At 60.8% G+C, this 12,786-nt stretch carries 8 protein-coding genes; 5 read left to right on the top strand and 3 right to left on the bottom strand.

Annotation, left to right across the window (positions count from 1 at the left end; translation table 11 throughout):
* The first annotated feature begins 27 nt into the window (after positions 1–27).
* Positions 28–888, top strand: a complete 861-nt coding sequence (kduI, locus tag ACTHND_RS04160) for a 5-dehydro-4-deoxy-D-glucuronate isomerase (protein WP_440176059.1) — start codon at positions 28–30, stop codon at positions 886–888.
* Between the two features lie 50 nt (positions 889–938).
* Entirely contained in the window at positions 939–1,694 is a 756-nt protein-coding gene (gene kduD / locus ACTHND_RS04155) for a 2-dehydro-3-deoxy-D-gluconate 5-dehydrogenase KduD (protein WP_440176057.1), read from the top strand.
* Positions 1,695–1,698: 4 nt separating this feature from the next.
* On the opposite strand, the gene ACTHND_RS04150 is transcribed toward kduD, so the two are convergent.
* From ACTHND_RS04150 to ACTHND_RS04140, 3 genes are all read right to left on the bottom strand, one after another.
* The gene (locus ACTHND_RS04150; RefSeq protein ID WP_440176054.1) at positions 1,699–2,457 is read right to left on the bottom strand and encodes a FadR/GntR family transcriptional regulator; all 759 of its coding nucleotides are present in this window, start codon (positions 2,455–2,457) and stop codon (positions 1,699–1,701) included.
* Between the two features lie 78 nt (positions 2,458–2,535).
* Positions 2,536–4,176: a GH35 family beta-galactosidase gene (locus tag ACTHND_RS04145; RefSeq protein WP_440176052.1), complete on the bottom strand. Its 1,641-nt coding sequence runs from the start codon at positions 4,174–4,176 to the stop codon at positions 2,536–2,538.
* Positions 4,177–4,273: 97 nt separating this feature from the next.
* The gene (locus ACTHND_RS04140) at positions 4,274–7,357 is read right to left on the bottom strand and encodes a TonB-dependent receptor (protein ID WP_440176050.1); all 3,084 of its coding nucleotides are present in this window, start codon (positions 7,355–7,357) and stop codon (positions 4,274–4,276) included.
* A gap of 609 nt (positions 7,358–7,966) precedes the next feature.
* Between ACTHND_RS04140 and manD the strand changes: the two genes are divergently transcribed.
* The 3 genes from manD (at position 7,967) to ACTHND_RS04125 (ending at position 12,774) form a co-directional block, all read left to right on the top strand.
* Positions 7,967–9,175: a D-mannonate dehydratase ManD gene (gene manD, locus ACTHND_RS04135; RefSeq protein WP_440176289.1), complete on the top strand. Its 1,209-nt coding sequence runs from the start codon at positions 7,967–7,969 to the stop codon at positions 9,173–9,175.
* A 209-nt stretch (positions 9,176–9,384) separates the two neighbouring features.
* On the top strand, positions 9,385–10,665 hold the full coding sequence (locus ACTHND_RS04130) for an MFS transporter (RefSeq protein ID WP_440176049.1): 1,281 nt from the start codon (positions 9,385–9,387) through the stop codon (positions 10,663–10,665).
* Between the two features lie 9 nt (positions 10,666–10,674).
* Positions 10,675–12,774, top strand: a complete 2,100-nt coding sequence (locus ACTHND_RS04125) for an alpha-glucuronidase family glycosyl hydrolase (RefSeq protein WP_440176048.1) — start codon at positions 10,675–10,677, stop codon at positions 12,772–12,774.
* The last annotated feature ends 12 nt before the right edge of the window (positions 12,775–12,786 follow it).

Here is a 12,786-nt window from a genome sequence, read left to right as displayed (position 1 = left end):
TAAGCCTTTTCAAACGGGAATAAGACCATGTGTACCAGCCACTACGCCAAGACGCTTTACGCCACCCATCCGGACATGATGAAGGGCGCGGATAATGCCGACCTTCGCGACAAATACCTGATGACGGGCCTGTTCGCGCCGGATGCCGTGGTGCTGAACTACACCCATTTCGAGCGTTTCGTCATCGGCGGCGCCGCGCCGGTCAAGGGCACAGTCAAGCTGCCCGACCAGACAGAACCGGCCTCCGCCGCCGGACATCCGTTCCTTGAGCGCCGCGAACTGGGCGTCATCAATGTCGGCGCTGGCACGGGCAAGGTGTCGGTCGATGGCGTGGTTTACGACCTGGCGCAAAAGGATGGCCTCTATATCCCCATGGGCTCGGCCGAGGTGCTGTTTACCTCAGATGACGCCGCCAATCCCGCCCTCTTCTACCTGACCTCGACGCCGGCTCATGCCCGCTACGAGACGGTCAAGATCTCCATCGACAAGGCCGTGCCGCTGGAGCGCGGCTCGCTGGAACAATCCAACCAGCGCGTCATCTATCAGTATATCGTGCCGACCACGGCCAAATCCTGCCAGTTGCTGCTCGGCCTGACCATTCTCGCTCCCGGTTCGGTATGGAACACCATGCCGCCGCACCTGCATGACCGCCGCTCGGAGGTCTATTTCTATTTCGGTCTCGGCGAGAATGACCGCGTCTTCCACTTCATGGGCCAGCCGGATAATGCCCGCCACATCGTCATGGCCAATAACGAGGCCGTGGTCTCGCCGCCGTGGTCGATCCATATGGGCTGCGGCACCAGCAACTACGCCTTCATCTGGACCATGGGCGGGGAAAACCTCGACTATACCGACATGAATGTGCTTGATATCTGCCAGTTGGCCTAAGCAGGGTCACGGACGCTGCACCCATAAGTTATCAGTGGAAACGACATTTTATGAGCAAACTCTTCGACCTGACCGGCAAGGTCGCCCTTGTCACCGGCGGCAACAAGGGCCTGGGTCAGGGCATCGCCCTGGCGCTCGCAAAGGCCGGGGCCGATATCGCCGTTATCTCCACGCGGACGGAAACCAAAACGGTCGAGGCGGTCAAGGCACTGGGCCGCAAGGCCATCCACATCGCCGCCGACCTGACCTCAATCGAACCGATAGATCGCATCGTCTCGACCACCCTGTCAGAGCTTGGCGGGCTTGATATCCTCGTCAACAATGCCGGCATGATCCGCCGTGCCGACAGCGTCGATTTCACCGAAGCCGACTGGGACGCGGTGATTGATCTCAACCTGAAATCAGCCTTCTTCCTGGCCCAGGCCTGCGGCCGGCACATGATCGCCCAAGGCGCCGGCAAGATCATCAATATCGCCTCGATGCTCAGCTTCCAGGGCGGTATCCGCGTGCCCTCCTACACCGCCTCGAAATCGGGCATTGCCGGCATCACCAAGCTGCTGGCCAATGAGTGGGCGGCCAGGGGCGTCAATGTCAACGCCATCGCGCCGGGCTATATGGCCACCGACAACACCGCTGCCCTCCAGGCCGATGAAGCCCGCAACCATTCGATCCTAGAACGCATCCCCGCCGGCCGCTGGGGCCAACCGTCGGACATGGCCGGCGCCGCGGTCTTCCTCGCCTCCAGCGCCTCGGATTATGTCAACGGCATCACCCTGCCGGTGGATGGCGGCTGGCTGGCGCGATAGGCTTTTAGCGCCCTTTTTTCAGCGCCTTCATGCGCGTGGCAACGGCCATGCGGCGCTCGCTGCTGGCCTTGCGCGCGTTCTCGACCGCCACCATCTCGGTAGCGCGCAGCAGGTGCTCGATCACCCGATCCATATGTTCGTGCATGGCCTGACGCGCCGCCGCCACCGAGCGGTTCTTCAGCGCGGTCAGGATATCGGTATGTTCGGCAATCCGGTCATTCATGCCGAGATCGGCAGCGCGCGCCAGCACATTGCGCGCCAGCGGCGAATGATAGCGCCAGTCCCACAGATTTTCGACACAAGTGGTCAGGGCGCCGTTGCCGGTGCTCTGGGCGATCAGGATATGGAATTCGCGGTCGGCCTTTTCAGCCGCCACCGGATCGGCATCGCCCATTTTCTGAACCAGCGCTTCCAGTTCGGCGATCTGTTCCTCGCTGATCAGGGTGGCAGCCAGCGCCGCGACCTCCGCTTCCAGCAGACGGCGGGCCTCGATCAGTTCGAAGGCGCCGATCTCGGCATCGGTAAAGGCCGGCGCACGCTGCTTCTTGCTTGACACCGTGATGCCGAGGCCGTGTTTGGCCTCGATCAGGCCCAAAATTTCCAGGGCGATCATCGCCTCGCGCAGGGACGGTCGGCTGACGCCGTATTGCAGCGCCAGTTCACGCTCGGTCGGCAGCCGGTCCCCTGGCTTATAGCGACCTGATTCGATCTCGGCGGCGATGGAATCGGCGATCTTGCGGTAAAGCTTTCTGGAATCTGACATCGGTGCGGAAAATGAAGGATGAACGCGGAATCATATGATCGTTAACATGTCCGCGTTCAATCAAAAAGCCCCTGCCCCTCAGCGGAATTTGTACAGCTTCAGTTGCTGGATGCCAAACCCGTCGGCATTGATCTTCAGATGTCGACCCTGGTGGCTTTCATCGCCATTCAGCCAGCGGCCGGGCTTCCACACGCCATCCACATAGCGCCCCTCGACAATCTGTTCTATGCCGACGGCCTGCCTGGCCGCTTCCGCGTCCTCAAAGGTGACCACCACGCCCTTGCCGGCCACGATGAAACTGTCATCGCCGGTCTGGATGATCAGGCCGCCATTCGAAGCGATGTCCTGCTTGTCCTTTGGTGTCCACGGATCGACGAAGCTGACCGTGAAGCGATAGCCGCCGAGTATAAAGGACTGCGGTGTCTCATCGACCACGCCATCGAAGGAGACGCGCGGGCGGTAACCGCGCATCCGGCCCGTGCCTTGCGCCGCCAGGATCTGCGGCGACAATTGCTTCAGCACGTCATAGGCCCCCGTCAGATTGGCGCTGTTCTCCGGTTTGATATTGTCGATCGAAAACGGCGAAAAGCTGATCGAATCGAGCTGGCCGATGGCATAGAAGGCATTGGCGCCGGCTTCCGGCTTGCCCGCCTGATTGGCCTCCGGAATGAAGAACGGATTATCCGGCCGCTTGAATTTATCGGCCCATTCCATGAAGTTCGGGAAATACATGTCGATGGCCAGGATATCGATATCGGGCGCCGCGGGCTTCCAGACATCGAACAGATGCGGCAAAGGCCCGGCGCTCGGATACTGGCCCGGCGCCTTGCCTGGCCGGATCAGGGCGGCATTGACATACATCGGCAGTGGATACTGCGCCTTGCCAGCTTTCGCCAGGCCATTGGCGAAGCTGGCGAAATACCACGCCTGGAAGACTTCCTGCGCCTGGATGGAGGGGCCGAAAACCTCCGGCCAGGTGCCGCTATCCTTCAGGCCGTTGGCTTCCCACAGCGTGCGCACGTAAGGGTCCAGCGTCTCCCGATGTGCCTTCAGGTAAGCGATCAGGTCGGCCGGCACCGGCCCGTTCCAGGCCGCTTGCGCCTGCGGACTGTAGTCGCGCACAACCGGCAACATGCCGATCTCGTTTTCCACCTGTATCATGACCACGGTATGGGCTGTATCCACCTGCTTCAGATGCGCCATCACCGCCGAGAAAGCGCCGGCATCGGCGGCCAGGGTATCGGGATCGAACGGCGACAGGATATCCTGCGGCTGCCCCTTGTCATCCTGCGCTCTCGAATAGGTGGCGTAATCCCGCTTCACCCACGCCGGCACATAGGTCGACATCGAGTTCTTCCAGGCGCCAAACCACAGCAACACCAGTTTCACATCATTCTGCCGGGCCTGTTTGATCATGCCGTCGAGCACGGTGAAATCGTACTTTCCGGGTTGCGGCTCAACCTGGTCCCATTCGACCGGGGCGATGACCGTATTCAGCCCCACGGATTTCAGGGTCGGCCATTTGGTATTGAGATAATCGAGGCTGGAGGCCGTTGAATTGGCCAATTCGCCCCCCAGGATCAGGAAGGGCTTGCCATCGACGATCAGTTGCTTCGTAGTGCCCTGGGTGGCCAGGTGCGGGATATCGGCGGCCAGGGCGGGGGTCGATAAAAGCGCGGCGCAGGCCACGGCGGCAAGAGGTCTGAACAGACGGGTCATGGGGTTTCCTTCCTGTGCAAGGACATTATCCAAAAAAAGGGTGGCACGCCAGAAGACGCACCACCAGAGCGGGGAGGTTTACCTGGATGGGAAGTGGCTAGAACTTGCCGCGAATACCGACCGAAATCGTGGTGCCCGCCTTGTACCAGTAGTTGGGCGCGCCATCGAACTGGAAGTTCTGGGTCTGGGTCGCGTCGGTCAGGTTGGTGGCATTCAGAGTCAACTCCATGTCGCGGCTGAAGCCGAAAGCCTGTTTCAGATTGACGCTGGCCGCCAGATCGAGCTGCTCGTAGCTTTCGTTGAACAGGGTCGCCGCGGCAATGCCCTGTTGGTTGCCGAGCGTCGCCTGCGAACCGTCACGATAGGTATCTGACAGGCGCACCGACCAGCCGTTCTTTTCGTAGAAGGCCGTGAAGTTCCAGGTCTTTTCCGGAACGCCCAGCGCGATGGCCGGAGCGGCGCCGGTGCCCTTCTGCTTGATATAGGTGTAGTTGGTGCTGTAGCCGAAGCCCTCCAGCGGCGCCCAGAAGCGGTCGAGCGGCTGGACCCAGGCGAATTCAAGACCGTCAATCTTCAGTTCGCCGCTGGCATTGAACGGCTGGCTGATATTGACCTGGGCCGCGGACGGGCCGCCGCGCAGATCGATAGCGTCCTTCTGCGACTGGTTCAGGGTCTCATAGGTCACGCCGTACTGCGCCAGGAACGAGAACGGATAGAGGGTGTTCTGGTTCAGGGTGAAGCCGTTGATGCGCTTGTTGAAGGCGGCCAGCGAGACATAGCCTTCCTTGCCGGTATACCATTCCAGACCGAAATCGAGGTTCTTGGAAATATAGGGCGTCAGCGACGCATTGCCGAGGCTGCCATTGAAGGCCGAGATATCGCCGAAGCTCAGGCCCGGCAACATGCTCGACGGGTTAGGCCGGGTCATGGTGGTAGAGGCGGCGAAGCGGCCGATCAGGTTGTCCTTGATATTGTAGGCGAAATTGGCCGACGGCAGGTAGTTTTTGTAGCGCGTCGTGTTGTAGGTGAAGACGACGATATTGGGGTACTTGGCGCCATCCAGCGTGGTCGAGGTGTTGCGCGGATCGGGGATCGAGTTCTGGCCGCCGATGATCTGGTCCGTGGTGATCGCCCGGACGCCGAAATCGTAACGCAGGCGATGACCGAAGAGGTCCCGGTCGCCATTGATCTGGATATAGGCGCCCTGTACCTTTTCACGCAGGAAGGAGCGCGGCGAGTTGATGTTCGATCCGCCGGCCACCGGCGCGCTGGCCAGGAAGTCGTAATAGTGAGAATCGGCGGCGAACTTGTCCCAGTTGATGTTGACGTAGCCGTAGGGGCCCGGCACCAGGTAATCACCCAGGCTGGACTGCGGGATCAGGGAGCCGCCATAGGCCAGGGCCGGCGTACCGGCAGAGAAGCCGGTGCCGAGGCCCGGATAGGCCGGATAGCCCGCGGCAACGGCCGAGGCCAGGTCGGTGATGACCTCGCCCTTGCAGGCCGGCTGCGAATTCGGCCCTGGCAGGTAGACGTTCGGATTGTTGCCGCAGGCGGCGTTTTGCCAGGCTTGGGAATTGTCATACGGCGTGATCCGGCGCGACGTGTCGTCATAGGCCAGGCCCAGCTCCATATTGAACTCCGGCGTGCCCCAGTTGATATTGGTGTGGAAGCCGCGCGTCATGGTGGTCCGCGCCTCGGACTGGATGTTCAGGCGGCCGCCGGCCCAGCCAAAGCTGGCCGGATCGTTCAGATCGACATTGGAGGTGAAGGTCGGGTTGCCGTCATGATTGGTGTAGGTGGCCGTGACGCCCGAGCTGGCCGGGGTAATCAAGAGGACGGTCGGCGAATCGCGGCGGAAATCGCTGTGCGTGTAATTGGCGTCGAAGGTCCACTTCAACTGATCATTGATGTTCCAGGCGAAGCCGGGATTGATCGAATAGAACTTGTTGGTTTCGATGAACGGCCGGTATTCGAGGAAGAACTGGGCATTGGCCAGGGTGGCATCGGTTATCACGCAGCCATTGGTGCAGTCCGAGCGATCGACCTTCATATTGAGCGGGATGAATGAACCGCTGCGGCCGACGAAATTCATGTCGGTGCGCTGCTGGTCATTGTCCTTCTGCGCGGCCATGCTGTCGAGCCAGAAGCGCAGGGTGTCGGACGGGCGGTATTCGAGGCTGAGGATGCCGCTGGTGCGGTCGCGCGAGCCGTAATAGTGCATGGGGCGGCCGAGGCGCGGGATGATGCCGTTGTCGATGGCCTCGATGCTGACGCCGGGATTGAGCGCCAGCAGCAGGGCCTCGTCGATGGTGGCGCCGGTGGTCAGGCCATTGCCGGCATTGGCGGGCACGGTGGCCGGAATGGTCCAGTTGCCGCCGCCGGTATTGTTGCGGGTGGAGGCCGGATTCATGGCGGCATTCAGGCTGGCATTGGTCCAGCCGACCGATTCAAAGCCCTCGGCATTGATCGGGCTGTGCTGATAGGCCACGCCGGCCAGGACGCCGAAATTGCCCCACTTCTTAGAGAACATCAGCGAGCCCTTATAGCCCATGTCATCGGCCTGGCTGTTCTTGCTGCCTTCCAGCGAGAACTGGACCTTGTCGCCCTTGAAATCGAACGGGCGCGCCTGGCGCATATTGACAGCGCCGGCGGCACCGCCCTCGACCTGACTGGCCGAGGCCGATTTGGTGACAGTCAACTGGGTGAACAGTTCCGGCGGGAAGATATCGAGGTCGACTTCGCGGTTGGTGTTGCTGGTATTGACATCACCGGTCGAGGCCACGGCCACCGGCGCGCCGTTCAGCAGCACTTTTGTGAAGCTGGAGCCCAGGCCGCGAATGGCGATGGTTGTGCCTTCGCCGGTGATTTCGCGGGCAATGGTGATGCCGGGAATGCGGTTGAACGATTCCGCCAGGTTGGTATCGGGGAACTTGCCCATGTCTTCGGAGAAGATCGAATCCTCGAAGCCCGTGGCGCGCTTCTTGGCCGAGGTCGAATTCAGCAGGCTGCCGCGATAGCCGGTGACGACGACAACCGTATTGTCATCCGCGGGTGCGGCGGCGGGCGCTGCATTCTGGGCGGCGTCCTGGGCATTGGCGATGCCGGCAAGGCCGGTCAGCAGGGTGGCGCCAAGCAGCGCGACCTTGAACGTATGGCGGGCGTGACCCGAAGTTTTTGGCATGATGGTTTCCCTGTCTGGATTTGCAGTTCGTGTGCAATTCTTTGGCGCCGCCACAATCTGGTAGCGATCACATGCCGCCTTCGTAATTGGCCTGTCTGAAATTGTCAATAATGGCCTGACCAATTTTGACGCAACAACATCACGTTTTCGCCATAAGTCGCACTAAAAGCGCGAAAGGTAAAACATCGTTACCCGAAGTAAAATCTGCTCAAATCACTGAGTTTATTTTTATTTTTATAAATTTGCACCTCCCGCGCCCATGTCGCTGCATAAGAAGAATTTTCACTTATTGGTCAGATGTGTTGCGCTTTTGAAACGCTGCTGACGCGCGAAAACCACATAACATCAGGACAACGCCCCTCGCGCACAGTCGCCACAACGTAGACTCTGGAGGCATACACCTGTCCCTCGACACAAGACGCCGGAATCAAGGAAATGAATCCGCATTTTCGGTTTACATCAGGTCAGAATAGATTATTGGTATGACCAATATAAGCGATACGGGCGAGTGAAAGGCCAAGTGTACCAATGGATTCCCCCAAGACCTCCAATGCCGAACCCAACAACAATGCTACAGGCGCCAGCGGCTCAGAAAACGGTCAGTCCGGCCTGGTCATCCGGTCGGCCAAGGTCATCATCACCTGCCCCGGCCGCAACTTCGTGACGCTCAAGATCGAGACCAACCAGGGCGTCTACGGCGTAGGCGATGCCACCCTCAATGGCCGCGAACTGGCGGTGGCCAGCTATCTGACGGACCACGTCATCCCCTGCCTGATCGGCCGCGACGCCCACCAGATCGAGGACATCTGGCAATATCTCTACAAGGGCGCCTACTGGCGGCGCGGCCCGGTCACCATGTCGGCCATCGCCGCCGTCGATATGGCGCTGTGGGACATCAAGGCCAAGGTGGCCGGCCTGCCGCTTTATCAATTGCTCGGCGGCGCCAGTCGCGAGGCCGTGATGGTCTATGGCCACGCCAATGGCGTTTCGATAGAGGATACGGTCAATGTGGCGCTCGATTACAAGGCCCAGGGCTACAAGGCCATCCGCCTGCAATGCGGCGTGCCGGGACTGGCCTCGACCTACGGCGTCTCAAAGGACAAGATGTTCTATGAGCCAGCCGATGCGGACCTGCCGACCGAGAACCTGTGGAACACCGAAGCCTATATGCGCGTGGTGCCTGACCTTTTCAAAGCCGCCCGCGAGGCCCTGGGCGAAGAGGTCCACCTGCTGCACGATGTCCATCATCGCCTGACACCGATCGAGGCGGGGCGGCTGGGCCGTGATCTCGAACCCTACCGACCCTTCTGGCTGGAGGATGCGGTCGTCGCCGAGAACCAGGACAATTTCCGCCTGATCCGTCAGCATACGACGACTCCGCTGGCCGTCGGCGAAATCTTCAACACCATCTGGGACTGCAAGGAGCTGATCCAGAACCAGTTGATCGACTATATCCGCGCCACGGTCGTCCATGCCGGCGGCATTACGCACCTGCGTCGGATCGCCGCCTTTGCCGACATATATAATGTGCGCACCGGCTGCCACGGCGCCACCGACCTCTCGCCAGTCTGCATGGCCGCGGCCCTGCATTTCGACCGCTCGATCCCCAATTTCGGCATCCAGGAATATATGCGCCACACCGAGGCGACCGATGAGGTCTTCCCGCACGGCTACTATTTCAAGGACGGCTTGCTCTATGCGTCGGAAACGCCAGGACTGGGCGTTGACATCGACGAGGAAAAGGCCGCCCAATATCCCTACAAACGCGCCTACCTGCCGGTCAACCGCCTGCAGGACGGCACGATGTTCAACTGGTAAGAGGCTTAAAGTAAGATACCCCACCACCCCGCCCATGAAGAATGAGCGCGGTCCCCCTCCCCAACGAGTTGGGGAGGTATAAGAAGCGCATTACTTATACCTCCCCGGCTCCGCCGGGGAGGGGGACCATTTGCGCAGCAAATGGTGGTGGGGTTTCTTGCTTAACAAAAACAACGACGCGGACAATTCCGCGCATACAGGAAAATACCATGGAAACGACCGCCACAGCCATACCCAAGCCCGCCGGCTATATCCGCTGGATCGTTTGCGGCATTCTGTTTCTGGCCGTGGTCATTTCCTATATCGACCGGCTGGTCATTTCTGTGCTCAAGCCGACCCTGGCCGCGCAATATAACTGGTCCGAGACCGGCTATGCCGATATGGCTTTCTACTTTCAGCTTGTCTATGGCATTGCCTTCCTGATCTCCGGACGCATCATCGACAAGATCGGCGCCAAGGCCGGCTACAGCTTCGCCATGATCATCTGGACGGCCGGCCACATGATGCACGCCCTCTTCACCTCCACCACCGGCATGATCCTCGCGCGCCTGCCCCTGGCCATGGGCGAGGCGGCCACCTACCCCGCCGCGCTGGTGGCCGCCAATTCCTGGTTCCCCAAGAAGGAACGCGCGCTGGCCATCGGCATCCTCAATGCTGGCGCCAATGTCGGCGCCATCGTCACGCCGCTGATCGTGCCGGCCATCGCCCTGGCCTGGGGCTGGCGCGCCGCCTTTATCGTCACCGGCCTGTTTTCCGTGGTTTGGCTGGTGGTGTGGCTGATCTTCTATCGCAAACCGCGCGACCACAAGCTGGCTTCCCCTGCCGAAGTGGCGTGGATCGAGTCGGACACCACCGTTGAGGAACCCGCAAACAAGGTCTCCATCCTGCGGATGCTGAAGTACCGCCAGACCTGGGCCTATATGTGCGGCCGCTTCCTGATCGATCCGGTGTGGTGGACCTTCCTGTTCTGGCTGCCGGCCTTTTTCGCCAAACAGTTCGATGTCAAGCTGTCTGGCTTCGGCCCGCCGCTCGTCGCCATCTACCTGCTGGCCGATATCGGCTCGATCTTCGGCGGCTGGCGCTCCTCCAGCTACCTGAAACGCGGCTGGGAGCCCAACAAGGCGCGCAAGACGGCCATGCTGATCATGGCCTTTGTCGTCCTGCCCGTGGCGGCCGTCACCTTCATGCCGAACATGTGGTGGGCGGTGCTGCTGATCGGCCTGGCCTGCGCCGGCCATCAGGGCTTCTCGACCAACCTCTTTACCATGCCGGGCGATCTCTATCCGCACTATGCCTCAGGCACCGTGGCCGGCCTCGGTGGCCTGGCCGGCGCGTGCGGCGGGATGCTGATGGCCAAGTTCGCCGGCATCATCCTGCAAACCACCGGCGGCAATTACACACCGATCTTCGTCGTCTCGTCGGTCATGTACCTGCTCGCCTTCTGCGTTGTTCATCTGCTTTGCCCGCGCTGGGAAAAGGTTTCTTTGTAAGGACTTGCCATGCGTCGTCTGATTGCCGCTGTCGTTTTCGCTTTAACAGCACTCACAACCTCAGCCCATGCCGAAGACGGCTATGATCTGTGGCTGCGCTATCATCCGGTCGAGGCCGATTATACTGCGCAATATAAACCGCACGCCACGGCCATTATTGGCGGCGATACGCCAGTCCTTGTCAGCGCCAAATCGGAACTGAAGCGCGGGCTGGATGGCCTGCTGGATCAGGATACGCCGGTTGTTACCGCACCCATCGATGGCGCCATTGCACTGCAAACCGGCGACACGACCCGGCCTGAAGAGGGTTTCCGTATCGAGGCCCAAACCATCGATGGTCATCCGGTCACCGTGATCAGCGCCAGAAACGACCAGGGCGCGCTTTATGGTGCGTTCCGTTTCCTGCGCGAGGTTCAGACCCGTACCCCCCTCGCCGATATCAGCGACGCCCCGAAAATCAAACTCCGCGTCATCGATCACTGGGATAATCTCAATGGCTCGGTCGAGCGCGGCTATGCCGGCACCTCGATCTTCGACTGGTGGCGCCTGCCCGATCTGGTCGATCCGCGCCTGACCGACTATGCCCGCGCCGAAGCCTCGATCGGCGTCAACGGCGTGGTGCTCAACAATGTCAACGCCAAGGCCGACAGTCTGACCGCGCCCTACCTGCAAAAGACCGCGGCCATTGCCAAGGCCTTCAGGCCGTGGGGCATCAAGGTCTATCTCTCCGCCCGCTGGACCGCGCCGATCGAGCTGGGCGGGCTGAAAACCGCCGATCCGCTCGATCCCGCCGTGCAGGCGTGGTGGAACGCCAAGGCCGATGAAATCTACGCCCTCATCCCCGATTTCGGCGGTTTTCTGGTGAAAGCCAATTCCGAAGGCGAGCCCGGCCCCGGCGATTATGGCCGCAACCACGCCCAGGGCGCCAACATGCTGGCGGCGGCGCTGAAACCCCACGGCGGCATCGTCATGTGGCGCGCCTTCGTCTATTCCGAGCACGACGCCAATGACCGTGCCAAACAGGCCTATAACGAGTTCAAGCCGGTCGAGGGCCAGTTCGCCGATAATGTCCTGCTCCAGATCAAGAACGGCGCCATCGACTTCCAGCCGCGCGAGCCCTTCCATCCCCTCTTTGGCGCCATGCCGAAGACCAACGAGATGCTGGAAGTGCAGATCACCAAGGAATACTTGGGCCAGGGTACGCATCTTGTCTATCAGGGACCGCTCTACGAAGAGACGCTAAAGGCCGACACCTATGCCGAAGGCAAGGGCTCGACCGTGGCGAAAATCATCGACGGCACGCTGGATCATCACACGCTCACCGGCATGGCCGGGGTTTCCAATGTCGGTGATGATCGTAACTGGACCGGCCATGATTTCAGCCAGGCCGACTGGTACGCTTTTGGCCGGCTGGCCTGGGATCCGGAAGCCTCCAGCCGCGATATCGCCACGGACTGGGTCAAGATGACCTTCTCCAATGACCCGGCCTTTGTTAAGCCGGTGGTCGATATGATGATGGCCTCGCGCGAGACGGCAGCCAATTACATGACGCCGCTCGGCCTCGCCCACCAGATGGCGACCGGCCATCATTATGGCCCAGGCCCGTGGGTGTGCGATCTCGCCCGTCCGGAATGGAACCCATGCTACTACGCCAAGGCTGACGCGCAAGGTATCGGCTTCGACCGCACAAAAACCGGCTCCGACGCCCTGGCGCAATACGCCCCCGCCGCCGCCAAACAGTGGGCCGATCCCAAAAAGATGGATGAGCGCTATCTGCTGTGGTTCCACCATCTGCCGTGGGATTACAAGGTAAAATCCGGCCGCACCCTGTGGGACGAACTGGTCACCGATTACGACACGGGCGCGAAACAGGCGATGCAGATGCAGATCACCTGGGCAGCCATGAAGCCTTACGTCGATCCGGAACGCTTTGCCGCCGTCTCGGCCAATCTCGGCATTCAGGCGCGCGAAGCCAAGTGGTGGCGCGATGCGTCGATCGCTTACTTCCAGTCAAAATCAGGCCTGCCCCTGCCCGCCGGTATTGCGCCACCGGAACACGATCTCGATTACTACAAGTCGCTCGATTTCCCCTATGCGCCGGGGCATTAGAGGGCATGGGTT

Source organism: Asticcacaulis sp., from assembly GCF_051954415.1.
Classification (GTDB): Bacteria; Pseudomonadota; Alphaproteobacteria; order Caulobacterales; family Caulobacteraceae; genus Asticcacaulis.
The sequence above is the reverse complement of the archived record's forward strand: the minus strand, read 5'-3'. Positions and strand labels throughout refer to the sequence as shown.

Excerpts from the sequence above, each read along its gene's own strand:
- ACTHND_RS04150 (WP_440176054.1), bottom strand. The coding sequence starts at position 2,457 with ATGTCAGATTCCAGAAAGCTTTACCGCAAGATCGCCGATTCCATCGCC.
- kduD (WP_440176057.1), top strand. The coding sequence starts at position 939 with ATGAGCAAACTCTTCGACCTGACCGGCAAGGTCGCCCTTGTCACCGGC.
- ACTHND_RS04145 (WP_440176052.1), bottom strand. The coding sequence starts at position 4,176 with ATGACCCGTCTGTTCAGACCTCTTGCCGCCGTGGCCTGCGCCGCGCTT.
- ACTHND_RS04125 (WP_440176048.1), top strand. The coding sequence starts at position 10,675 with ATGCGTCGTCTGATTGCCGCTGTCGTTTTCGCTTTAACAGCACTCACA.
- ACTHND_RS04140 (WP_440176050.1), bottom strand. The coding sequence starts at position 7,357 with ATGCCAAAAACTTCGGGTCACGCCCGCCATACGTTCAAGGTCGCGCTG.
- ACTHND_RS04130 (WP_440176049.1), top strand. The coding sequence starts at position 9,385 with ATGGAAACGACCGCCACAGCCATACCCAAGCCCGCCGGCTATATCCGC.
- kduI (WP_440176059.1), top strand. The coding sequence starts at position 28 with ATGTGTACCAGCCACTACGCCAAGACGCTTTACGCCACCCATCCGGAC.